Raw genomic sequence first — 23,665 nt, 5'->3', positions numbered from 1 at the left:
TCCTGACTTCCGATGAGACACGTAGAGAGACCGCATAATTTCGCGATCTCTGAGACACCTCATCATGCCGAGATAAGCTGCGGCACCCACCTCGTGGCAGTCGCCGATGGCTCAGACATGGTCACGGTAACCGGATTCAGCCTCAACGATCACCGCGGCATCGAACCCGTCGGCCACTCCTCCCGAGAAGAAGCCGCGCCGTGGATGACTATCACTCTCTCGCCGAACTAGACCGTCATGAAGTGAGGCAGTGGATTGGGCCATGGCGGCTCCGGCGTACACGGCGTCCTCATGCGCGGCGCAGCATTTCGCCAATCATCGGGGCGGCGCGCTGACAGGCGATTCCGCAGGCCAGTTGACCTTCCCTCAAGTGCGCCATTCAGCGTTCCGTGCGTCGGAGCCCACTGGGCAACACCCCATCGAGCGAGGTCAGCGGCTTGCGGGTTCCAGTATCAAACGGGGCGTCGTCGTCACGCTGTGCATGGCTGGATGCAGTTCTGGCCGGGCCGAGTTCCGTGATGATCCATCAGTTTCTGTCAGTACGCGCTGCTACACCGATTCCTAGGAAGGGTCGCACCACGCGGCCCTTCCCTGACGGGAGGGATTCGCATGGCCAAGATTCCGGATGGGTTCCACTATGTGCGCGGGCATGTTCGCCGTAACCCGAAGCCACGGAGCACGAAGCGGATGAGCGGGTGGATGATCGCCGGACTACTGGCGGGTGTCTGGCTGTGGGGACAGCTATTCGGGTTCGGCCAAGCCGCGACCACGCCTCCTCCAGCGGATCCGAAGCCGACGCACAGCGTGCCGGCCGCCCGCTGATGAGCCGCTGGCGCCTGCGGCGGCCCCGTGGCGGCATCGAGGTGGCCTCGGCCATCGTCGTGGCCGTGGCCGTTCTGGTCCTGGTCGTCCGGGGCGCTGTCCTGGCCGCCGTCGCCGCTCGGGATGCATGGCCGGTGCTGCTGGTCGTTGCGGTTCTCGGCGGGCTCGTCGCTGTCTGGCGCGTCAGGCAGACGGCAAAGGAACGGCAGCGCGCGAGGGAACGGCTCGCCGTACTTCGCTTCACCCTGGACGAGTGCGACGCCATGGACGACAGGCAGTTCGAGTACGCGCTGCGGGACCTGCTGATCCGGGACGGCTGGCCCGCACGCAGGGTGGGCGGCAGCGGTGACCAGGCCGCCGACGTCATCGGTGATCACGCCCAACGCGGCCGGATCGTCGTACAAGCCAAACACACCCGTGTCGGCGGGCGAGTCGGCTCATCAGTGATGTACGCGGTCAAGGGCACGGCCGGGCCCGCCCACCGCGCCGATCACGCTGTCGTCGTCACCAACGGCACCTTCACCCGCGACGCCATGGCCTGGGGCGACCGGCACGGAGTCCGCTGGATCGACCGTCAGAGGCTGCAGCGGTGGGCAAACGAGGGCATCGCCCTCCATGAACTCCTCGCCTTGCCCGCTCGCCAACGACGGGCCTTGCGCCGCACTGCCTGACCACGCGCACAGGTTCCCGACTCAAACCGAGGAGCGGCATGTTCGAAGAGGACGGCAGTCTCGACCCATTCCTTAAGTTCCTGCTGTACGGCATCCTCACCCTCGCCATCGGCAAGATGCTCTGGCAGTGGCTCACCGAGACAGCGGTTCCGTGGATCGTGAACGAGCCCTGGGCATGGGTCACAAGTCATCTGTGGTGGACCGGAGCCATCAGCGCCGGCCTTCTGCTGCTCGTGGTCGGCAGTGTCAAAGCGGGCCTGCTCGCCCTCGACTACACCACAGGCCACAGTGCCCCCCTTCCCACCGCCTCCACCTCCCACGTCGAGCAGGAAGCTCCCTGCGAACCGACCTTCCGCATGTGGCAATTGGAGACGATGACCCCAACCGAGTTCGAAGAAGCATGCGCCGAGCTTCTGATCCGCGACGGCTTCACCGAAGTGCAGCGTGTCGGCGGAGCCGGCGACCTCGGAGCCGACGTCAGAGCCCGTGACAGCGACGGTGACCTCGTGATCATCCAGTGCAAGCGCTACCGGGCCCGGGTCGTATCCGGCCACGTGCAGCAGTTCAACGGAACCGCGCGCCCCCACCACGGCGCCGACGTGGCTATCATGATCGGCCTCGCCGGGTTCACCGACCCTGCCGCCGCGTTCGCCGACCAACACCGCATCACGCTGCTCGGGCGACGGGAGATCAAAAAGTGGGCACACGGCACCCACCTCTACAAGGCCGCCACCGTCCGTACCTGATCACCGTCCTGCCGCAGCATCGCAGGCTTCGAGCACTGCCGCATCGCGGTCTCCCGGAAATCGCCGAAAGCATGGCCCACGAGCTCGCCCCAATGAGGCTCATGTAGGAGAACGCTGCCCGCGCCGGGAGGCACAGCCGTCGTCGGGCGTCAACGGCCCGGCACCGACTATGCGCTAGACCGCTCAAACATGCTGGGTGCGCTCTTTCGGCAGCGGTTGGCCCAGCTCGAGGCCCGTCAGATTGGAGATCGCTCCGTGATCCGATTTGGCTTCCGAGAGCTCAGCGAAGAAGAGTGAAGACGAGAGCTGAGATGGAACCGAGAGCGGTTCCGCAGACGAGCTGGGCAAGGGTGTGGGCCTTGAGAATGCGGCGGGACCATCCGACGGCCAGTACGAGAGGCACGGCGGGCAGCATGGCCGGCCCGTAGGCCAGCAGGAGGATCATCACGGTTCCACCGGCGACGGCGTTGTGGACGGAGATCTGCCACCACACGGTTACCGCCAGGCTGCTCGCAAGGCCGACGAGCATGGCAATGACGAGCGCGAAGACCTCGCTCGGAGCCCGGAGGACGTGCAGCAGCACGATGCCGGTGACGACGGAGATGAGGGTGGCGATCAGGGGCGCGATGCGCTGCTTACGTATGCGTATGTGCTTGTCGGTGAGCTTCCCGCGCCGGACACCCAGGCGGATGATCGCGAGGGGGATGATGCCGCAGAAGAGTGCAGCGAGTAGGCCCCAGGCCACACCGGCGAAGCTGGTGGTGCTGTGCCAGCCGATGAGCAGGAGAAGGCCGATGACCAGGTGGCCGGGTGCGAGGACGTCGGTGATGGCTTTGGCGACCTTGACCCGAGGCGAGGCTTCAGCGTAAGTCGGGGTCGGTTGCGCGGTGAAGGTGCTCATGCCTGCGGCTCCATCTGATCGTCGTGCGTGAACTCGTCGGCGAACTCCCGGACGAGCTCGGAGTGATACGCGTCGGACAACTGGGTCAGCGCGGTGATCTCGGTGGTGAGGTCGGTGCCGCCACCGGCCGGCTGGTGCTCAAGGTGCTCTGCGGGAGAGACGCCGGCCAGCTTGGAGTGGCGTGCGACAGCCAGCCAGCATGCCTCTGCGGCGGTTGCTGCCTGGGTGCCGAACAGTCCGTGCGACTGAACGTGGTGCATGGCCTCCTCGCGGAGGTACAGGGGCGCGTAGTCGCTGAGACTCAAAGCGGCATCGCGGATCTCGATGGTGCGCCGGTAAAGGCGGCTGTGGACGTGGCGCGGATCGAGACGCTCGGCGGCGCAGGAAGCCATCGGGTTGAGTCGCACCGACGGGGTGGCATCGGTGAGTTCCCGCCAGAGCGGGCGTAGACGCAGGAGCGTCGTTCGTTCGGCGTGCCAGGCGCGCAGTTTGACGGCGGCGGGAAGGCTGCTACCGGTGACGATCATCAGGAGGGCCGCCATGAGCAGATAGGTGCTCACATAGTCGTCGACGTCGCCGCGGAACACCCCGTCACCGGTGACCCGCGTGACGATCGCCGCGATACGAGTGATGCAGTAGGCGACCCCGGCGGCGAGTCCCCCGCCGATGATGCGCAACCCCCAGCCGAGGGAATGGCTGTCAGAACCGCCGCTCCACCGCCAGCACACACGGATGCCTCCCACGAGTGAAGAGCTGAGGTAGCCGAGGAAGACAACGGTGTAGGCGACCAGTGCCCAGCGGGCCGTGGGGTCCCGGAATATCTTGTTCGTCTCGTAGGGCTGGAGCTCGGCCAGAAAGAGGGCGGTCATGATGACAGCGGTAACGAGCGGAATCGCGATTCGCAGCGTTCGTGCCTGCCGGCCTTTCGGCGATTGCCCGGACACCCCTCGGAGGAACGCCAGGAGCGTTGCCGAGGAGAGAACGCCGCCGAAGAGATGCTTCAGCAGGTAAGAGAGATCAGTGATCCCAGTCCATTGGTCCAGCACTCGACCTGCCGGTAGCCGGAGCGTCATCATGACGGCCAGTCCGAAGAATGTCCACCACAATGTGCGGTCGACGCCTTTACGCCAGACTCTAACTGCCCGCCACACTGTGGTGATCCACAGCAGCAGGGCGATAACTGCCGCGAAGATAGGGCTCATTTAGGAGCCCTCCCCTCTCAAAGCTGCATCCAGACGGTTGAGTTCGGGTGCACGCGTTTCGGGGGTTCGCGGTCGGAGCTTGGCAACTTCCGCTATCCGGGTGGCCAGTTGCTCTGCTTCGCGCTCTTGTGGGCTACTGAAGTTTGCGCGGCCGAGGACGCTTCGGACGGTGCTGGGATCGATGCTGGTGAAGAGTATCCCGAGGTCGGCACCCGGGTCTGTACCGGCTACGGTCGAATGTCCGAGGAGCATGTGGCTGATCTCGTGCAGGACGATGTGATCGCGGTGGAGGGGGGATGTCGATGCCTCGTAGAAGATGCAGTCGGCGTTGTCGAGTTCCACCCACAGGCCACAGAGCTGATCGTCGTTGCCATTTACGCCTTCCACCGCCTCCACCAGGAGAGGCCGACCACGATATGCAGCGACGGCGTCGCAGAACTTCCGCAGATCGAAGGGTGAGGGGATGTGGATCCCTGCCAGGGGATCGCAGATCCGTTCTCGCGGGCTTCTAGTGAGTCGTCCACGCAGCCGCAACGCTTCCCCCGGGGTGCTACCAATACCTTCGCCCTGCATGCCGTGCAGGGCGAGGTAGAGAATATGCGACCCCGTTCATGATCAATTCACGCGTGCCACGTCTCGGAAATTCATGATCGCCACACTGCGCGACGCCTCAAACGCGAAGTCACTCAAGTTCCCGCGCCCCAGCGATCCGAACGTGCGATTTTCAACTTACTGACTGTAGTCGCCTTGTGGCGCGGTTCACACATTCTTTTCCGTCGGGTTGCCGCCGTTCAGCCCCTCCATCTCTCGCGCCCGCTCAATGAATGCCTGGATAGTGCTGAGCGTTTCAGGCGAAAGACCCGATGCCCTGAGGGCAACAGAGCGAACCTGGTTGTCGCGCATGCTTTCCAGAAGCGAGAGTTCCGCGTCGGCTCGGCGCCCTTCCTCGTTATCGAAGAAATACGCGGGGGGAACGCCGAAAAAGTCAGCGATCGCCTTAAGGTACTTAATGCCCGGATTGTCTCGCTGCCCCGTGCGCAAGTGATGGAGGAAGCTGGCCGACATCGCGGGGCCGCCCTTCTCGGCGATCCCATTGGCCACCTCGCGCAGGGAGTATGGCCCCCGACCTTCCGGGTGGATCACCTTGAACAGTCGGTCGATCTTCTCCGCGAGGAAGCGACCCTCCTCGCTCACCTCACCACCCACGGCACCCTCCTTCGCAGCACTCTTCCCCCTGTGCCCGTTTACAAGTGTGGACGATACACGATGCCACTTGATCAACTGTTCTTCTCAGTTGACAATCTGCGCTGCTGACGTCGTAGTCTCCTCCTGCACCCGTCAACAGGTGTTAACAGGGCGGGCCGAGCGGCAGATGCCGCCGCCAGTTCGGAGAGGGGGAGGCGGCATGACAAAACGGCTATATCGGTCATGCGAGTTGCCGGACGCGTCCGCGCCTTCCGCTCCCGGCAACGCCCATGCGCGCACGAGTGGCGGCCTGGGCGTCGACCGCACCTCGATCGCGCCCGATGGCTGCCACCGGCGATGGATGTCGAATCGGGGCGGGCATACGGTCTCGCAACTTCTACAGAGATTAAGAACCAAGTCTGGATCTTGACACGGGGTACGTGCCATGTTCGTCGTTCCCTCGGGCAGCTACGCCCGACACCACCAGACCAGCATGGGAGACGGCGTGCACCCCAGCCACGACGGATAGACCCCCTGTAACAGCAACGGCGCCCGAGAGCGGTAACTCCCGGACGCCGAACGCTGAATGGCACGACCGCCCCGGCAAGGGCGGAGGTTGCCCACCATCACCGCGCTGATCCCTTCCACGGGGCGTCTCAGCGCGACAACACTGCAAAGGAGATTGTTGCATGCAGTCTGCCCTGCGCAAAAGGCCGGAGTCGGCCTGCGCGGCAATGGACCGCTGCTTGGTCGGCGGTGGCCGATGAGCAAAAACACCCGCGACTGGGTGTGGGAGCACAGCCGCAGCCGGGGAACCGCCCGCCTGGTGCTTCTCTCGATCGCCGACCGGGCAGCCGACGACCAGTGCATCGCCTGGGCTTCCGTCACCAGCCTGATGAAGAGGACAAACGCTTCCCGCAACGCGGTACGCAGCGCTCTGACCTCGCTCCTCAACAGTGGTGAGCTCAAGCAGCTCGACGAGTACGAGGGCCCGCAGCGCAGCTCGGTCTACCGGCTGCCCCTCGCTGCCGCGTACCTGGCCAAGCTCGCGGTGGCCAAGCGAGACGAGTCGGACGTCGAACGCGTCGATCCGGCATCGGAGTCCGATCCGGTGCCCGACCTGGATGAAGCCAAGCTCCGGCGGTATGCCATCTACCGCAAGAAGGGGGCAAATCCCGACTCTTCCTGCCCGGATCTGACCGGGGCAGATTCCGACCCCTCGCGTCAGAATCCGACCCCCCGACGGGTCAGATTCCGACCCAGGGAAGGGTCAGGTTCCGACCCCCAGAACCGTAGTGAACCGAAGGTGAACCGTAGGTACAGCAGCAGTGGTGGTGGTGCTGCCGTCACCTCGGCCAGCGAGTGGCAGCTCGACCCAGCCACCCACACCTGGGCCCTCCGGGAGGGCCACCTCAGCCGCCTCGGCCAGGGCGGCCTCGCCGCCGCCGACGCGAAGTGGCGAGCACACCGAGCAGCCTTCGCTCCCCGCGCCTCCACCGCGTGGGCTGCCGACTGGCGGTCATGGATAGCCCGCGAGCACGCTCCCAGCCGCCCGAAGCTCTACGCCCCGCCCGGCAACAACGACCACGGTGGCCCTGGCCGGATGACCCGAGCCGAGGCACACACCGCCGCCCTCCTCGCCGCCCTCGAAGAGCCGACCGGAACGGAGTAGCCACGCCATGGACCGTCGCGAAACCGCGGCCCTGCTGGCGTACATCGGCCGGCTCGACCCGAGGACCATCCGCACCGACAAGGGCGAGGCCGCCGACCAGATCGCCCAGTGGCACGAGCTGCTCGGCGACGTGCCCTTGAGCACGCCGCACGGCTGGGATGCCCGCGCCGCCGCCCTCCAGCACATCCGCACCTCGCCGTACCCGATCGTGCCCGCGGACATCGGACGCCCGTGGGAGAGCTACCGGCGCGACCGCATCGGCCGACACACCGACCCCACCCCTGCAGCCGACCCGGACGACCAGGCGGCGTGGCAGGCGGAGCTGGTGCGTGCCCGGCACGCGGTCGCCACCGGCGCCGCCGAGCCAGCCTCCCACCGGCAGCTCACCAGCGGCCGGCCCGACCCGAGGCTCGAGGCGCGGCTGAAGGCGATCGGGTCCTGCATACCCCCGGCCGTCCGCGCCGAACTCGCCCCGTACCGGACCATCCGTGCGGCGCGCGAGGCGGCCATCGCTGAAGGGCGGCCTGACGCACTGAGCGTGCGATGCGACTGGTGTCTGGCGCAGGTCGGAGAGCCGTGCCGCCGTCGCCGCGTCGGCCTCGACGGTGGAGCACGCGGCTACACCCCACGCGCCAGCCCGCATCCCAGTCGGCTCGGCCTCGCCGCGGCCAGGCACTACGGGCAACAGCCCGCCATGGCCTGACCCACCCACTCCACGTCCCGCCTGGCTGCGAGTCCCGGCCCCGCAGCCGCACCCGACCGCCGCCTCCCCACCGCCAGGCTCCGCACCCCTGGCGGACGCGGCCGCACCTCGGAGACACCATGCGCCACATCACCACGCACGAAGCACCACCCACCGGCCTGCGCAGCATCGCAGACACCAACTGGCAAGCGCACGGCGCGTGCCACTGGTTGTACCCCGAAGACGCCGACGAGATCTTCTTCGCCTCTCCCCGGGACCACGCGGCCATCGCCGAGGCGAAGGCCCTGTGCGCCCAGTGCCCGGTCCGCCGCGAATGCTTCACCTACGCGCTAGAGAACGGCCTCAAGGAGGGCATCTGGGGCGGACTTACCAGTGCCGAGCGCCAGCCCTGGCACGACAAGATCGCTCAGCGCCTCGACTACCGCCGCATAATCGCGATCTTCAACGGCCGGGACGTGCACCTCACGGCCACCGAGCGGGACATCGTCGTCGATCACGCCTACGCCCGAGGCTGGCGCGCCGACCGGCTCGCGATCACCCTGCGGGTCAGCCAGGACCACGCCCGAGACCTGCTGACCCAGGCCGCCCACAAGCTCGACGACCGTGACCGGGGCCTGGGCGTCCCCCCGCCGCCGAAGCAACGCAAGAGCCGAAAGCCCACCACCAGCGAGCCCGCGCAGAGCCAGACTCCCGACTGCCAGAAGGCGACCCGACCGGTGAAGACCATGTCCGCGAACGCCCCTCTCGGAAAGGCCGCATGACCCACCACGCCCTGTCCCTCACCGTGCCGGACCTCCCCCTGTCCCTCGTGCTCGGCATCTCCGCGGTGCTGGCTCTGGTCCTGGCCGGCTGGACCGTCCGGCGTCGCGCCGGTCGCAAGCCCGCGTCGGGGAGCCCCGCGGTCAGGGTCGCAGCCCTCGCCGCGCTCGGGTGCACCGCCTACAGCGCGGACACGAGCTGGCGGTTCGCCGCCGACTACCTGGACATGGGCAGCACCGTCGAACGCGCGGCCATGTTCGCAACGGCCGAGCTGGCGCTGTTCGCCACCGCGCTCATGGCTCGCCAGAACCTCGCCACCCAAGGCGCCCCCGGCCTGCCGGGCACTCTGGTCTGGCTCATCACCGGAGTGCAGATCATCCCTGCCTACGCCGAGTTCGGCCCCGTGGGAGGCACCGTCCGCGCCCTGATCGGCCCCGTCATGGCAGCCCTGCTGTGGCACCTCGCGATGGGCATCGAACTCCGCCTGCGGACCCCCGGCGCAGCCTCCAGGGGACTGCTCGCCACCCTGGGACGGGAGATGCGTGAGCGGCTGCTGTCCCGGCTCGGCATCGCCGCCCGGGACCGCGACGCCGCTCAGATCACCCGCGACCGGGCCACCGCCCGCGCGGTCACGCTCGCCGCACGCCTGGCCGAACGCACCGCCGAGCGACGTGGCACCTGGCGCGGCCGACGCCTGAGCCGGCGTCTCTCCAAAGCCATTGGGCAGGCCGCCGTGGGCAGCGACCCTGTCCAGCGCGCGCAGTTGCTCGACCAGCTGGCTGTCCGTCGCCACGCGATCGACCTCGCCAGCGTCGCTCTCCCCTCGCCCTGGTCCCGCCCTCAGCACCCGGAAGAGGAGGGGACGGTCCACTCCTCCACCAAGGTCATCACTACGCCGGTCCCCACGCTCCCCGACCGCGGTCCCCACATCAACTCCGAATCTGTCGGGGACCTGTCCCCGGATCTTCGGGGACAGGTCCCCGGGACCGCCCCCGCATCAGCGCACGTCGTGGACCCTGCTTCCGGGGACCGGGGACCGGGAGGGGGGGACCGTTTCCGCGAGGACGGCCGGCAAGTCGCCCTCCCCGAAGACGGCGAGTCCGGGACCGCGAAGGGCAAAGCAGCAGCTCGCACCACCGGGGACCGGGGACCGGCCGACTCCGAGTCGGGGACCGGCACCACCGGGGACCGGGGACCGACCAGCACCGACGCGGGGACCGACACCACCGAGGACCGGGGACACACGGTCCCCCTCCGGCGGAAGCCGACCCCGAAATCCAAGGGCATGCGGAACCGGACGCGGGGACCGCAGGCGCAGCGGGCTTCGCGGGAACTGCAGGAATCCGCGGAGCAACTCGCGCGAGAGGTCCTTCCCCATGTCCCGGCAGTGCTGGAAAGGGACGGAAACGAATCCCTGACGCGCGTGCAGCTGCGGGAGATCCTCCGTCGGGAGGGCCTGACCGGCGGTCGGAACGAGCGTCTCAGCCTCGTCCTGCAGCAGCTGCGGAGCGAGGCGACCACCACGACGACAAGGAGCAACCGATGAGAACGTGCCGCCGCTTCACACTCATCCGAAGACAGTACGAGCGCGAGGTCGCCTTCCTGACCGCTCACTCCGAGCGACATGCAGGCAAGCCGTCGGCCAGGTCCAGCGCCACGCACGCCGCCTCGGCCAAGGCACGGATGGCACGGGCACTGGCGGGGCACGTAGGACACTGCCCCGAGTGCACATAACACGCAAAGACACAGGTCAAGGCCCGTTGTTGCTCTGGTGGCCCGGTTCTGCGCCGGGCCACCGCCCCGCTTTTCGGAGAGGACCGCACGGCCGCTCATCCCCCGCACTTGTCCACCCTCCCCGCTGAGGCCGGCGCGTGGGCGGACGTCCTGGTCCGCCGCCGGCTCCTCGACCCCTGTCCGCGTGTACGGGCCCTGCCGATCTGCTCGACCTTGCCGCCACCATCCAGCACCGACTCCGCACCATGAGGCCCACCATCCGATGACAGAACCGACCGCACACCGCAACGCCCCGGAACCCACCTCCGACATCAAGTCGGTCTCAGGGCGAGCAAGTTGGGGCGGAAGCGTAGCTTCCGCCGAACCCGCCCCCAAGGGGGCGGGAGAGGACCTGCACCGGGGGGCGCAGGTCCATCTGGCTTCGACCGAGGGCGGATCGAAGCCAGAGCAGAAGGAGAAGCAGTCCGAGCCGCGCAGCCGCCGCGACCGTGCCGCCCGCGCTCGACAGCGCCCACGACAGCCGCCCGAGCGAAAGCGCCTGCACCAGCCCAACACTCGTTTCAACGAAGAAGAGTTCACCCTGATCAAGTCCGCTGCCGCCCGGTGCAACGTGTCCGTCGCCGGTTTCCTCGCGCGCTCCGCGCTCGCCGCCGCCCGCGACCTCGACCGCACGAGTGCCGAGATCGCCGACGAACGCGAAGTGATCACCGCACTGTTCGACAGCCGCCGCAGACTCGGCTGGGCCGGCAGCAACCTCAACCAGGCGATGAAGGCCCTCAACTCCGGTGCCGACGCCCCGCAGCTCGAAGCAGCGGTCGCCGCCGTCCAACAGGCGGCCGGCACCGTCCACGCCGCCGCCTCCCAGCTCATCGCGCACCGATCCTCATGATCCCCAGCGTCAACAAATCCGGATCACGCACCATCGGCCTGCTCGCCTACCTGTACGGGCCGGGCAAGCACGAGGAGCACATCGACCCGCACCTCGTCGCCTCCTTCGACGGCATGTCCCCCGACCCCGGCCGCGACCCGAACGCCACCCTCAAGGGCCTCCAGCAGCTCCTCGACCAGCCTGTCGAGGCCCTCCCGACCCACGCGCGGCCGGCCAAGCACGTCTGGCACACCTCCGTGCGCGCCACCGCAGACGACCGTGTCCTGTCCGACGAGGACTGGGGCGACATCGCCCGCCGCATCGTGGCTGCCACCGGCATCGACCCCGGCGGCGGCGAACCCGGCTGCCGCTGGGCCGCCGTACGCCACGCGGACGACCACATCCACATCGTCGCCACCCTGGTGTGCGAGGACGGCAGCCGCCCCGACGACTTCCGCTCCGGCAAGCGAGCCCAGGCCGAATGCCGCCTCATCGAGAAGGAACTCGGCCTGCACCAGGTCGCACCCGGCGACGGCACCGCCGCCCAGCGCCCCACCAGCGCCGAGCGCCACAAGGCCGAGCGCCAGGGCCGCGAGCGCACCGTACGGGAGGAACTGCGCGAGACCGTGCGCCGCGCGGTGGCCGGCGTGCAGAGCGAGAAGGAGTTCTTCGAGCGGCTGGCCGCCGCCGGCCTGCTCATCCGCAAGCGGGTCGCGCCGTCCGGTGACCTCCTTGGGTACAAGGTCGCTCTGCCCGACGACCGCAACAAGGACGACGAGCCTGTGTTTTACCCCGGCGCGCGGCTCGCCCCGGACCTGTCCCTGCCCCGCATCCGGGAGCGCTGGTCCGCCGACGCCCCCGGCCGGAGTGGCACAGCTACTACGGAGCCGCCCGCGCAGCCGGCGCCGAGCAGTCCGGCCGTCGCGCGCCGGCGGACCGCATCGGCAGCGTGGCAGGCGGTGCTCATCGTCGAGGACGGCGACGACGCGGTCGCCGCCGCGTACATCGCGGCTGCCGGTGAGGTCCTGGACGCCCTCGCCAAGACCTCAGCCGCCCACACACGCAGCGAACTGCGCGAGGCGGCCTGGGCGTTCGAGCGGGCCTCCCGCTCCCACGTCCGGGCTGAGCGCGGGCACGACCGGGCTCTGCGGCAGGCCGCCCGCGACCTCGTCCACAGCGGCCCCGCGCTCGGCCGCGGGGAAGACGGCGCGACCACCGCGATGGCGATCGACATGCTGTTCTTCCTCATCACCGCAGCCGCCCGCTGGCACGCCAAGAAGAACCACGCCCAGCAAGCCGCCGCCGCACGCCAGGCTGCCGAGCACCTGCGCGCCGCCTACCAGACCGCCGCCAACCAGCCTCTCGGCGCGCTCTACCAGCGCGGCCAGCACCTCACCCGCCCCCTCCAACAACGGCAGGCCGCTGTACTGCGCGAGACGCTGCCGGAGCTGGCCGAAAAGATCCTCACCGAACCCGGCTGGTACGCCCTGGCCGCCACCCTCACCGACGCCGAGACCGCCGGCCACGACCCTGCCGCGCTCCTTACCGAAGCCGCCGGGCGACGGGAGCTATCGAGCGCGGAGTCGGTCAGCGACGTGCTGGTGTGGCGGCTGCGCCGCACAGCCGGCCTTCCCGCCGACACCACCGGCATGGTGCCCACCGACCACGCAGTGGAGCGGTCGGCGCAGCGGACAGAGCGGCCCGCGCATGGGCGCACTGGGTCCCGGCGCCGCAGGCCCTGACTAGCGACTTTGTGAATTGAAGCTGGCCGAGGACCTGGGGCACGATCATGACGCGTGCTGGACAAGAGCGGGAAGGACCACAGGATGTTTCACCGGATACGCCGCCGTCGCGCGGAGCAGGAGATCGCCGAGATCATGCGGTGGCACGCGGAGGCGGAGGCACGGATGGCCGACCAGGTCCCTCCGTTCGACACCGCGCAGCGCGGTGCGGCCGGCTCGCAGCCGGCCTCCGAGCCGGCGGACTCGGTAGACGACTTCCTGCCGCCGGACCTGCGGGTGCCCAGTCATGATCAGGTGGAAGGTCGGATGATGCCCTGGCAGCAGCCGTTCGTCCTGGACGGCGAGGTCGTCGCCTGCGCCGAGTGCGGGATGTACCGGGACTGGCTCATCCTCTCCACCCGCGACGAAGTGTGGCTGCGCTGCCGCACCGGGCACCAGCAGCTCGAGCCGCGGCTCGACACTGCCTGGTTCAACCGTGCCTTCGGCCCCGTGGACGCGACGCACGCCACGTTCGAGGACTGCCTGCGGCACCTCGGTCACTGACCCCCACTCCTGCAAACCTCACCGGGCCCAAGGGCCCGCACTGTCCGACCTGCCACCTAGCACCAAGGGGTCACACATGCGCGTTCGCGTCGCCACCGCCCTCGGCATCACCGCCGTCACCCTCCTCGCCCTGCCCGCCTGCTCAACCGACTTCAGCGACGCGAAACCAGCCTCCTCGTCCGCCGCGCGCGCCGGGAATCCGGCGAGCGCCGGCCAGAAGGAGACGCCGCTGTCGTCGGCCGCGCTGGAGACCCGCCTGCTCGATCACGGCGACCTCGGCAGTGGGTACAGCCGCAAGCCCGAGCGCCCCGCCCAGCACGAGGACGTCACCGTCCTGGGCTGCCCTGCCCTGAACGAGCTGGGCGGCGACGCGGCCACGGGAGGCTCGCTCGACTTCCCCCGCCAGGCGAAGGCGTCCTTCACCTACACGGGCAGCAGCGACTCGGAGGTGTCCGAGGAGCTCTACAGCGACACCACCGACAAACTCTCGGACGGCACCAGCCGGATCTTCGACGCGATGACCGGCTGCCCGGAGTACCAGGTCCTCGTCGGCAGCACTGCGATTGACATCACCACACACAAGACGGCCGCACCCCAGCTCGGCGACGAGCAGTGGAGCCAGCTCCTCACCTTCTCGGCCGGCGGCAAGGACAGCGTCGTCAAGCAGACCGCGGTCCGCAGCGGGAACGTGCTGCTCGTCGTCGCCGGCTCGCCCGCCCTGGTCGACCGGCACCTCGACAAGGCCCACGCCAAGGCGACAGCAACCCGCTGACACGCCTTCCAGCGGCGGCCCCCGACCACCGGTCGGGGGCATTGCCGTACCCGGGCTCTCTGAGCTACCTACCTACTGGGCAGGTGCCTGGGCCGTCACCACTCTCGCAACGAGCCCCGCTGAACCTCGTACGTCCAGCCACGAGGAACGGGATTCCCCTCGTCGAGACGCAGGGCCTCGTATGCGTCGCACACCAGCCGAAAGGCAGCCTCCTCTGCCGCTACAAGGTCGACTCTGAACGGCCCGGCGGCATAGACCGGCCGGCGTTCGCCGTCGAGCTGATCCCATTCGAGCCGGTGATTGAACATCTCGGACAGCTCGTCGTCCGGCGTCCGGTCCTTGGCGTATCGAACCGCCGGCTGCTGAAGGTTGCCGATCCCCATCGCGTACTCGTCGAAGTGCTCGATCACGTCCCGTGCCTTCTTGCCGCCCGGCACCGCTTTGTCGAAGTCGGCGAGCGCTTCACCAAGCAGCTTCCGCGCTTCCTCGGTCTTCAGGTGCGTGCGGGTCATCTCGACGCCGCGGAGAACATGTCGGAGAGCCATCACCGTGTACGGGGCGTCCATGACAGCACGGTCAGGGTCGCCCTCGTTGAGTATCCGGTGAAGGTCGAGCGCCACTTTCCGGTGTGCCATCCACGCCGACGTGTGGCCGATATTGGCGCCGTGCTCCGTCGGTCGCCATGCTCTCGTGGCCTCGCTCATGCTCCGAACTCCCTCTGCGTGCTGGCAGAACAGGCCAGACTACGGCCCCGGCGACGACCGGCGAGAGGCTTTTCGGATCAAACGCCAGCAACGGTCACCTCCCGGGACAACGACGAAGCCCGGCCACTCCGAGAGGGGTGGCCGGGCTTCGTGAATCGGACATGGAGGGGCGGCCAGGACCATTCCCGTGCAAGGGCTCACCAGCAGCCCGGCGCGTTCCAGGACCTCGGTAGTTCTCCTTATCTCTCGGGGTGCTCGTGTGGACTCCGGCCGTCAGCCGGCCGGGGCGCGCAGGAGCCGATCCCGTGTGCTCTCCGGCAGCTTCCGTCGCAGGACCGGAGCGGTGGAGCTGAGGGAGTCCGCAAAGGCCGCGACGAGGTCGTGCGGCACGCTGGCCCCGAAGGAGGCGGCCCACAGACACGGCGCACCCAGAGCTGGCTCGGCCCACGCCTGCCATCCGGCCGGCCCCGCCCCGTCCGGCTCGACCGTCAGGGCGCGGGGATCGCCGTCCTGGATGAGGGGCGGGACCTCGCCGAAGCTGAGGTGGGAGGTGAAGGTCGGGTCCGTCGCCCCTGCGTCGGGCTGGTCGATGTCGCGGAGCCAGCCGTGCGCGGTGACGGCGTCGAGGACCGGCGCTTGCCCGGTGATCGCGGTGGTGGGCTGGTCGCGGGCGTCGAACGTGACCAGGAAGTCCGCCAGGGCCTCACCTGGGACGTCGGGGGTGAAGTAGGCGGACCACTGCGCGAGCGGGCTGCTCGTGTCCGCGCGGGCGGAGATCTGCCAGGCGATCGGCAGTTCGCCCAGGTGGAACGGCTCGTCGGGCAGGACCCATTGGGCCCACCGGAGGGTGTCGGGGCTGATGTGGAGGACGGTGCTGCGCAGGACCTGCCGGTCCTGCGGTGCCTCGTCGGGCTCGTGGCGTCCGCGGACGATCGCAAGGCTTGTCCAGCCGAGGCCGGCGAGCGTGTCGGCGACGGTGTCATACAGACGTCCGTCGTCACCGGCCAGGTGCCGCGGGCCGACCCAGTACGCGCACTGGGCCAGGTTTGGGGTGAACGGGTCGAGCGGGGAGTTGCGGTTCAGGGGCGCCTCCAAGGGCTGCGGCGGGGCTACTGTCCGCTGGCGGGGCGGGCAGAGCGGCGGGGGCGGCGCGGTGGCACCTGGACAGGACCCTGCCAGGCGAGGGCGACGGCGACCTCGGGGGGCAGATGTCCGAGCTGTGTGTCCGCGTCCCGTCCCTCGGCCAGGTAGACGACGGGGCGCCCGGTCCCGTCCGTCGCTTCGATGACCTGTTCCAGGCGGTGGGCCATCGGGAAGAACGGGTTCATGGCCAGCCGCAGGGGCGAGGCCGGGTCGCAGGCGGACAGGCGCTTGATGAGGTCACCGACGGTCATCTCCGTGGGCTGCACGGGAAGTCTCCTTGTTTGAAGGGTGGGTTTTCGGGCCGCCCGGTGTTCGGGCGGCCGAGCATCATCCGGTCGAATCTGCGGAAGCGGACACGACTGTCACAGGGGCCGGGAGGTCTCCAGCACGCGGGCCACGGCGGCGGCGACGATATCGGCCGGCGTCTCGGTATCAAACGAAACGTGATACCCGGGCACCCTTGCGGTTCCCGTGACGGCGATCTTCCATCCCTCGCCGTCGGTCCCAGGCCGGCCGTGTGGGAACCAGCCGAGGTAGAAGCGCCCGTCGCGCGAGTTGATGTGCACGTCCGCTCGGTCGTCAACGACCATATGGAAGTCATCGGCGGAAAATTGATCGATGACCAGCGTGGGCTGGCCAGGGCAGAGCTGCCAGTCACGCAGCCTCAGGGCCTGGACGGTGGTGGAGAATCCGGGGCTCACGGGAGCCACGGTCACGGGCGATCACCTCTCTGACCTGTGAGTTTTCCGGGAAGGTCGTCTACGTTGACATGCCCCTGCACACGTTGGCCAGTCTTTCGTGGATCTTTCCTGTCTGCTCCCGGCGAACCGCTGCGGAGCCCGCGGTTGTGGGATCTCAAGTTCGGCTGCACAATCTCACCGCCCGCTTCATCTCGACTGCACTCTCCGTGCTTCTCGACGAACTTGCCCACCGCGCACGGCACATCGACCTGGCCCGTGAGCCCGGCCGCAGCACCTCCCACCTTGTCTGGGGTTACGCCTCCCTGCCCGTCTCACTCTCCGCGCGCGGACCATGCGTGAGCTAACCTGCCCGCATGCGCGGACAGTTCACCGGCTGGCCGGAGCAGGCCATGGACGTGTTGTGGCAGCTCCAGGGCGAACCGACCCACGCGACCCGCGAGCGCTACCGCGCGGACCGCGAACGCCTGGTCCGGCAGCCGATGATTGCCCTACTCAACGAGGTCGCGGACGCCGACCCCCGATACGAGGACTTCTCCGTCTGGCACTACCGCACCGACTCCTGGTGGTGGCAGCACCAGAGCGCGGTGGTCCGGCTCGGCCGCAAGATCGAGATCGGTCTCCGGTTCTCACTGGACGGCCTGCGGGTCCAGGGCGCCTGGTGGTACCCCGATCCCGGCCAGGTGGACATGTTCCGCAAAGCCGTGGCCTCCGAGGGGAGCGGCCGCGAACTGTCCGCCATCGTCGAGGACGTGCGGAAGAAGGGCTACGACATCTCCGGGGACGTGATGAAACGCCCCCCGCGCGGCTACCCGACGGACCACTCCCGTACGAACCTGCTGCGCCACCGTTCGCTGATCGCCGCCCGTTCCCTCGGCTGCGAGGAGTGGCTGCACGCCCCCGAGGCGGTCGACCGGGTCCTCTCGGCCGCCGCCGACCTGGACTCCCTTCTGATGTGGCTGGTCCGCCACGTGAAGCGCGCCGCCTGACATCACGAGAGCTCCGCGCGGCACGGGAGCAACCACACCCGTGCTGCCAGCCCCCGCGCTCAGCAAGTGATGTGCACCGTCCATCGCCCGATAACCGTTCGGCACCTCGGCAAGGGGGACGGCCCGGTCGAAGACGGGCCCCGGATCGAGGGCCGATTGGCCACGAATCCGAGACCGACTGGTCAGCCTGTTCGCTCTACGGAGTCAGTCGACGCGAGATCAGCTGAACCTGGTAGGGGTGGGGCAGCCACACCTCCAACTCGGCTCTCGTCAGCTGCGATTCCCGGTGTTGCCGCAGATAGGACCGGCGCCGACTTTGATCGATATGGCCCCGAGATCGCACGGTTTCGATACCGTCATGGGCGCGGTCGCCGTTCATGACGTCGTTGTACCGGAAAGTGACGAATGTTCATCGAGAAGCTCGTAGTGGAGAACTTCAAGTGCTTCGGGCCGGGGCGCACTTCCCTCCGCCTGGACCGGGGCATGACTGCCTTCATCGGGGCCAATGGTTCGGGCAAAACCGCGGCCTGCGAGGCGCTGCTGCGGTTGTTCGGGATATCTGGGCAGGAGCGGTCTGTACGTGTGGACGACTTTCACGTGCCCGTCAGCGAGACTGACCCGCCCGGTAGCCGCGAGCTCACAATCGAAGTAGTGCTCGCCTTCCCCGAACTCGACGGCAGCGGGGAGAACGACGAAGTCGGAAAGGGCGACGATGGTGATGCCGCGGAGGATGCGAAGCGCCAGCAACAGGCCGGCGCGTCCCGAGCGGTCCCGGAGTTCTTCCGGCGCATGGCCGCCACGGAGGATGGCGACCTGAAGGTCCGGGTGGCGCTCCGGGCCGAATGGGTCGATGACGGCACGGTGGAGGGAGCGATCACCGAGTCACGCGTGATCGTCAACACGCTTGCCGAGGAGTACGACGAGGACGACTACGTGCAGCTGACTGCTGCGGAGCGCAGCCGTATACAGATGATCTACATCCCGGCCTCTCGTGACGGCGTCCGCCAGGTGACGGCCTTCCTCCGCAGCCGGCTGTGGCGGGCTGCGCAGTGGTCAACTGGCCTGCGTGACCTCGTCAGTGGCCACGCGGCTGAAGTCGCCGAGAACTTCACCGAGGAGCCCGTGGTTCAAGCGGTCGAGGGCGCACTGACGGCCCGGTGGCAGGAACTGCACGACGCTGGGATGCACTCGGATCCGAAACTGCGACTCCTCGATGGCGACTTCAACCAGCTGGTCCGCGATTCCGAACTCGTCTTCGAGCCGGATCACAACGGTCGCCCCAGGCCGGCCCGCATGCTGAGCGACGGGCAGCGGTCGCTACTGCACCTCGCCCTGGTGGCAGCTGCTACCGACGTCGAGGCCGCGGTCTGCGCCGGCCAGCACATCGACGATTTCACGCTGCAAGCCGCTCATCTGCCGCACCTGACCCTGATCGCGGTCGAGGAACCCGAGAACAGCCTTTCGCCGTTCTTCCTGTCCCGGATCGTTGGCCAGCTGCAAGGTCTGAGCAGCGCCACGGCAACTCAGACGATCCTCTCTAGCCACTCCGCCAGTGTCATGCCCCGCATCCGTCCCGAAGACGTCCGATACTTCCGCGCGGAGTCGGCCACCGCGACCGCATCGGTCCGCGAGATCACCCTCCCCGACGACTCCACCGAAGCGGGCAAGTACCTACGGGAGGCTGTGCGTGCCCACCCGGAGCTGTATTTCGCTAAGTTCGTGGTGCTCGGCGAAGGCGACACCGAGCAGCTCGTCATCCCCCGGATCGCCCAGGCCCACGGGGTGCAGCTGGACCCGTCGTTCGTAGCGATGGTGCCGCTCGACGGCAGGCACACCAACCACATGTGGAAGCTACTCCACGACCTGGACATCCCCCATGCCACCCTTCTGGACCTCGATTACGGCAAAGTCGGCGCGGGCCCGGCCCGACTCCGTGACGCCTTCAACCGCCTCATAGACAATGGGCTCGACCCACTGGAAGATCTCGACGACTATGACAACGTCGACGACATCCACGACGGCCTCCTCCTCAAACACATCAGGCCGATCCTGGAACACCTGCGCACGTTCGCTGTCTTCTACTCCGAGCCGCTCGACCTCGATTACGCCATGTTGTGCGCGTTCGAGAACGCCTACAGACACCTCGAAGGCAAACAGCGCGGGCCTGACTCCAGTGACCCCACCACCACGGTCCTGGGAGAGAAGGCGACCAGGCCGGGCTACTGGAACGACACACGGGCCGAGTGGCTTAGCTGGTACCGATACCTGTTCCTGACGCGGTCGAAGCCGAGCACCCATATGAGCGCGCTCGGCCGCCTCAGTGACGAGGAACTCCGACTGAACGCGCCGGAGGTCCTCGTGGCCCTCGTGGAACACTTCCGCAAGGAGGTCTCGCTGTGAGCGCCTCCGACCACCTCGCCTCGACCACTGTTCCAACGCTGCGCCCAACGGCCCTGATCCCGGTGGAGGATTGGCGCCCGGCAGGCATCGAGGATCTGGAACCGGCCGCGTGGCAGGCCCTCCGGGACACCGGCAATGTGGCAGTCGTGGCCGGGCCGGGCGCGGGCAAGACGGAGTTCCTCGCTCAGCGCGCCGCCTATCTCCTGCAGACCGGGCTGTGCCCGTGGCCGCAGCACATTCTGGCGATCTCCTTTAAGCGGGACGCTGCCGCCAACCTCGGCCGCCGGGTCACCGCCCGCGTTCCGGACCACGCCAGCCGCTTCGCATCGATGACCTTCGACGCATTCACCAAAGGACTGGTGGATCGGTTCGCGCCGGCCCTTCCGCCGGACTGGCGGATGAACCACGGGTACGACATCCGCATGGCGCCCGACTCCGAAGTGAGGGCCTTCCTCAACACCGTCGCCTTCTCGGCGCCACAGACGCTGGCAAGGCAGCTCGGGTTCCAGCCCGGACGCTTCGTCTCCGACATCGTCGGGGGATGGAACCTGCCCGAGAGCGTGCCAACGGATGACGCCATCGACGCCGTCTCCTACGCCGCACGCGAGTGGTGGCGCGGCCGCTACCTGCGGCCGGGAAAGGCGGAAGTCGACTTCATCATGCTCAACCGGCTCGCCGAGCTGCTGGTCCGTGCGGTGCCGAGGCTCCGACGCGCCCTACGGATGACCTACCCCATAGTCTTCGTCGACGAATTCCAGGACACCACCAGCGCGCAGTTCTCCTTCCTCACATCAGTGTTCGGCGAGGAGACCGCGGTGACCACGGTCGGGGACAGCAAACAGCGGATCATGGGCTGGGCTGGCGCTGTGCCCGAGGCAGTCCAGCGCTTCACCAGCACGTTCCAAGCCACCACCTACTGGCTGGCGTGGAACTTCCGCTCCAGCGACGCCCTAGTCGAACTACAGCACGTGATCGCCAGCAAACTCGATCCGACCACAGTGCGGGCCACCTCGAAAGCAACTGCCGAAGACGGGCACGAACCGGCCGCGCTGTGGACGTTCTCCGGCGGAGACAAGGAAGCGAGGTTCATCGCCGACTGGATCGCCCAGGACATTGCCAACTCGGACCGTACACCAGCAGACTTCGCGCTCATCGCACGACAGAAGATCAAAGACTTCGAGCCGCTGTTTCGGGCGCGCCTCGCCGCACACGGCATCCGAGTCCGCAACGACGACGCACGGGTCGGCAAGATGACCCTCCAAGACCTACTGAAAAGCGAGACGACTCGCCTGTTCGTGGGGCTGCTCCGGCTGGCGCACCAGCCCCGTGGCCTCCCCGCAGTGTGGCAGGAGGTATCGGCGACGCTGGAGCGTGTACACGGCGCAACCGACGATGAGGCTGCCCAGCAGCGTGTCGGCCAGGACCTGAGCGACCTGACCACCCGGCTCCGTGCCTGGCTTCAGTCCCACCCGCCATCCGCCACGTCCGCGGCCGACGCCGTCCGAAAGGTGCTCGATCTCGTGGACAGCGCGACCCTGCGCCGCTACGTGAAGGCCACGGCACCTGGTGAGGAGTTCGATCTCATCACCGGCGCATTCGAGGCGCGCCTTGAGTCGGTGCTTGACGGGGCGGCCGACTGGGGTGTGGTGCTCGACGAGTTCGAGTCCGCCGATGCCGTCGTCTTGCTCACCACCCACCGCAGCAAGGGCCTCGAGTACCACACCGTTTTCTTCCTCGGTATTCACGGCAGACAATGGTGGGCGCTCGGAAGCGACCCACGTGAAGGGACATCGACCTTCTTCGTGGGTTTGTCCAGGGCAGCTCAACGGCTGGTCTTCACCACGGACCGGTCCGAGCGTGACGGCCCCATCGCGGCCCTCTTCGCGATGCTCACCGAGGCGGGCGTGCCCGAGATCGATCAAGGATAGGGACAGGCCCGTGAGACTCCCCCATCCGACACAGTGTGAGACGCCTTGAGAAGCCGCAGGCCCCGGCCTCGTTGTAGGACGCACGCTATGAGATCCCACAGCGGTAGCAGGCATCGTCAGTCCGCGATCGGAACGTAGCGGTTTGCAGCCACGTCCAAGCGGCGTCGCTCGACCGGTCCCACCCCGCGCGCCCGGTCCCATCGCATCAAGGTCATCTCGCCCTGGTCCCACTCTATGCAGCAGGCGCCGGTAAGACGCGGGGCGAAGAACTTCCAGGAGCCCGAAGGGCGCCATCCACTCGTTGCCTCGACCGCTGCAGCGGTCGCCCCGCGCTGCCTTTCATCCGTGTCCGTCACGTGACCCCGCAACCGAAAGGCGGTATGCGCAGCAGGCCCGCCGGAATTCCGGCGGGCCTGCTGCTCGAGTTTGGGTTAGCTGGTCGTCTCTTCGTCCTGCTCAGGCTCGGAGGCCGTCCGCCTGCGAGCGGCGACGACCGCACCCAGGCCAACGGCGAGGAGTAGTCCGGCCCCGCCGAGAATCCACGGGGTGGCGTCGGCGCCCGTGTGCGCGAGGGAACCGGCGGGAGTGTTCGGCGGTGCCGTGTCCGCCACGTCTACAGCCGGGGCGGGAGACGAATCGGCGTCGGACGCGCCGGTGGCCACGGTGTCCGGCTTCGACTCGCTGGTGGCCTCTTCGCTCGGCTTGTCCGCAGGCGAGGACGTGCCGGTCGGCTGCTGCGTCGGCTTGTCGGTCGGCGTGGGCTTCGCAGGGGTGCCGGTCTTGGCGTTCGTGACGGTCACGGTGACCGGGGCGCCGGGCCCGACAGTGAAGCTCTTGGTGGGCTTGTAGAGGTCGTAGCCCTCGGGTGCCTTGACCTGCCGGACCCAGCACTCGGTCTTCCTGCTGGCGACCGGCAGTTCGCCGGTGGTGGTGCCCTTCGGGCCGGTGGTGAGGGTGAGCAGGGTCTTGTCGCCGCAGCCGATGTTCACGGTCGAGCCGGGAAGGAGCTTGCCGGTCTTGTCGTCCTTGGCCTTCACAACGACCTGGGCAGGCTTGAACGGGTCGATGATCGTCAGGCTGGCGGTGGCGCCGGGGGTGACGATCACGTCCTGGTCGGCGACCACATTGTGGAGGGGACTGCCGGAGGAGGTCTCCTTCAGCCGGTAGACGCCGGGAGCAAGATCGGTGAAGGTCAGCTTCCCCTGGGCGTCGGTCTTGCCCGTGCCCGCTTCCTGGCCGGTGGCGTCGAGGAGGAGGAACGCCGCGCCCTGAAGAACATCGCCGGCCGGGTCCTTCTTGATGATGGCCACGCTGCCCGCGGCAGGCTCGGTCGCCTCGGTGGGAGCGGTGGACGGCGTCGGCTCGGGCATCTGAGCGCTGGCGGTCGGGGCCCAGGTGAGCGTGCCGGTCACCGCTGCGGCGACGGCGACGGCAGCGGGCAGGCGGCGGACGGGGCGGATACGCAAGAAGGACTCCTGAACGA

The 23,665-nt window shown here is 68.2% G+C and carries 22 protein-coding genes; 14 read left to right on the top strand and 8 right to left on the bottom strand.

What is annotated here, in order from left to right; translation table 11 throughout:
• The first annotated feature begins 821 nt into the window (after window positions 1-821).
• The gene (locus tag ACFXOM_RS34090) at window positions 822-1,493 is read left to right on the top strand and encodes a restriction endonuclease (protein ID WP_385041298.1); all 672 of its coding nucleotides are present in this window, start codon (window positions 822-824) and stop codon (window positions 1,491-1,493) included.
• A 38-nt stretch (window positions 1,494-1,531) separates the two neighbouring features.
• Complete coding sequence (locus ACFXOM_RS34085; protein ID WP_361370348.1) at window positions 1,532-2,239, top strand: restriction endonuclease; 708 nt, start codon at window positions 1,532-1,534, stop codon at window positions 2,237-2,239.
• Between the two features lie 280 nt (window positions 2,240-2,519).
• On the opposite strand, the gene ACFXOM_RS34080 is transcribed toward ACFXOM_RS34085, so the two are convergent.
• Both ACFXOM_RS34080 and ACFXOM_RS34075 read right to left on the bottom strand, forming a co-directional pair.
• Window positions 2,520-3,140, bottom strand: coding sequence for a hypothetical protein (locus tag ACFXOM_RS34080; protein ID WP_267804703.1), 621 nt, complete (start codon window positions 3,138-3,140; stop codon window positions 2,520-2,522).
• Complete coding sequence (locus ACFXOM_RS34075; RefSeq protein WP_267804702.1) at window positions 3,137-4,342, bottom strand: MAB_1171c family putative transporter; 1,206 nt, start codon at window positions 4,340-4,342, stop codon at window positions 3,137-3,139. Before ACFXOM_RS34075 ends, ACFXOM_RS34080 begins: the two co-directional genes overlap by 4 nt.
• A 252-nt stretch (window positions 4,343-4,594) precedes the next feature.
• Between ACFXOM_RS34075 and ACFXOM_RS34070 the strand changes: the two genes are divergently transcribed.
• Window positions 4,595-4,801, top strand: coding sequence for a hypothetical protein (locus ACFXOM_RS34070; protein ID WP_385041294.1), 207 nt, complete (start codon window positions 4,595-4,597; stop codon window positions 4,799-4,801).
• 300 nt (window positions 4,802-5,101) lie between these two features.
• Here ACFXOM_RS34070 and ACFXOM_RS34065 read toward each other — a convergent pair whose 3' ends face one another.
• Complete coding sequence (locus ACFXOM_RS34065) at window positions 5,102-5,548, bottom strand: helix-turn-helix domain-containing protein (RefSeq protein WP_385041291.1); 447 nt, start codon at window positions 5,546-5,548, stop codon at window positions 5,102-5,104.
• Window positions 5,549-6,290: 742 nt separating this feature from the next.
• Here ACFXOM_RS34065 and ACFXOM_RS34060 point away from each other — a divergent pair.
• From ACFXOM_RS34060 to ACFXOM_RS34025, 8 genes are all read left to right on the top strand, one after another.
• Window positions 6,291-7,199, top strand: a complete 909-nt coding sequence (locus ACFXOM_RS34060; RefSeq protein WP_385041289.1) for a helix-turn-helix domain-containing protein — start codon at window positions 6,291-6,293, stop codon at window positions 7,197-7,199.
• A gap of 7 nt (window positions 7,200-7,206) precedes the next feature.
• Window positions 7,207-7,902 (top strand): hypothetical protein, encoded by a 696-nt coding sequence (locus ACFXOM_RS34055; protein WP_385041286.1) that lies wholly within the window; start codon window positions 7,207-7,209, stop codon window positions 7,900-7,902.
• Between the two features lie 119 nt (window positions 7,903-8,021).
• Window positions 8,022-8,663 carry a WhiB family transcriptional regulator gene (locus ACFXOM_RS34050; protein ID WP_385041283.1) on the top strand — a complete coding sequence of 214 codons (642 nt, stop codon included), beginning with the start codon at window positions 8,022-8,024 and terminating at the stop codon, window positions 8,661-8,663.
• Entirely contained in the window at window positions 8,660-10,207 is a 1,548-nt protein-coding gene (locus ACFXOM_RS34045; protein ID WP_385041281.1) for a hypothetical protein, read from the top strand. Before ACFXOM_RS34050 ends, ACFXOM_RS34045 begins: the two co-directional genes overlap by 4 nt.
• Window positions 10,208-10,657: 450 nt before the next feature.
• Entirely contained in the window at window positions 10,658-11,284 is a 627-nt protein-coding gene (locus ACFXOM_RS34040; protein ID WP_385041278.1) for a hypothetical protein, read from the top strand.
• Window positions 11,281-13,005 carry a relaxase/mobilization nuclease domain-containing protein gene (locus tag ACFXOM_RS34035; RefSeq protein ID WP_385041275.1) on the top strand — a complete coding sequence of 575 codons (1,725 nt, stop codon included), beginning with the start codon at window positions 11,281-11,283 and terminating at the stop codon, window positions 13,003-13,005. Before ACFXOM_RS34040 ends, ACFXOM_RS34035 begins: the two co-directional genes overlap by 4 nt.
• A gap of 84 nt (window positions 13,006-13,089) precedes the next feature.
• Window positions 13,090-13,548 carry a hypothetical protein gene (locus ACFXOM_RS34030; protein WP_385041272.1) on the top strand — a complete coding sequence of 153 codons (459 nt, stop codon included), beginning with the start codon at window positions 13,090-13,092 and terminating at the stop codon, window positions 13,546-13,548.
• Between the two features lie 76 nt (window positions 13,549-13,624).
• Window positions 13,625-14,320, top strand: a complete 696-nt coding sequence (locus ACFXOM_RS34025; RefSeq protein WP_385041270.1) for a hypothetical protein — start codon at window positions 13,625-13,627, stop codon at window positions 14,318-14,320.
• A 95-nt stretch (window positions 14,321-14,415) separates the two neighbouring features.
• Here the strand turns inward: ACFXOM_RS34025 and ACFXOM_RS34020 are convergent, their stop codons facing one another.
• From ACFXOM_RS34020 to ACFXOM_RS34005, 4 genes are all read right to left on the bottom strand, one after another.
• Window positions 14,416-15,024, bottom strand: coding sequence for a hypothetical protein (locus ACFXOM_RS34020; RefSeq protein WP_385041268.1), 609 nt, complete (start codon window positions 15,022-15,024; stop codon window positions 14,416-14,418).
• A gap of 273 nt (window positions 15,025-15,297) precedes the next feature.
• Window positions 15,298-16,119, bottom strand: a complete 822-nt coding sequence (locus tag ACFXOM_RS34015; protein WP_385041266.1) for a DUF317 domain-containing protein — start codon at window positions 16,117-16,119, stop codon at window positions 15,298-15,300.
• 14 nt (window positions 16,120-16,133) lie between these two features.
• Window positions 16,134-16,433, bottom strand: a complete 300-nt coding sequence (locus ACFXOM_RS34010) for a hypothetical protein (RefSeq protein WP_385041264.1) — start codon at window positions 16,431-16,433, stop codon at window positions 16,134-16,136.
• A 96-nt stretch (window positions 16,434-16,529) separates the two neighbouring features.
• Entirely contained in the window at window positions 16,530-16,883 is a 354-nt protein-coding gene (locus ACFXOM_RS34005; protein ID WP_385041261.1) for a DUF317 domain-containing protein, read from the bottom strand.
• A 338-nt stretch (window positions 16,884-17,221) separates the two neighbouring features.
• Between ACFXOM_RS34005 and ACFXOM_RS34000 the strand changes: the two genes are divergently transcribed.
• The 3 genes from ACFXOM_RS34000 to ACFXOM_RS33990 all read left to right on the top strand — a co-directional run bounded on the left by ACFXOM_RS34000 (window position 17,222) and on the right by ACFXOM_RS33990 (window position 22,182).
• Window positions 17,222-17,854, top strand: a complete 633-nt coding sequence (locus ACFXOM_RS34000; protein WP_385041259.1) for a DUF2461 family protein — start codon at window positions 17,222-17,224, stop codon at window positions 17,852-17,854.
• A 405-nt stretch (window positions 17,855-18,259) separates the two neighbouring features.
• Window positions 18,260-20,254, top strand: coding sequence for an ATP-dependent endonuclease (locus ACFXOM_RS33995; protein ID WP_385041256.1), 1,995 nt, complete (start codon window positions 18,260-18,262; stop codon window positions 20,252-20,254).
• The gene (locus tag ACFXOM_RS33990; RefSeq protein ID WP_385041253.1) at window positions 20,251-22,182 is read left to right on the top strand and encodes a UvrD-helicase domain-containing protein; all 1,932 of its coding nucleotides are present in this window, start codon (window positions 20,251-20,253) and stop codon (window positions 22,180-22,182) included. The genes ACFXOM_RS33995 and ACFXOM_RS33990 overlap by 4 nt, the downstream gene beginning before the upstream one ends.
• A 431-nt stretch (window positions 22,183-22,613) precedes the next feature.
• Here ACFXOM_RS33990 and ACFXOM_RS33985 read toward each other — a convergent pair whose 3' ends face one another.
• Window positions 22,614-23,648 (bottom strand): SpaA isopeptide-forming pilin-related protein, encoded by a 1,035-nt coding sequence (locus ACFXOM_RS33985; RefSeq protein ID WP_385041250.1) that lies wholly within the window; start codon window positions 23,646-23,648, stop codon window positions 22,614-22,616.
• Window positions 23,649-23,665 lie beyond the last annotated feature (17 nt).

The sequence above is a fragment of the Streptomyces sp. NPDC059169 genome (assembly GCF_042755225.1).
Classification (GTDB): domain Bacteria; phylum Actinomycetota; class Actinomycetes; order Streptomycetales; family Streptomycetaceae; genus Streptomyces.
Note: the sequence above shows the minus strand (reverse complement) of the source record. Positions and strands in the feature narration are given on the sequence as shown.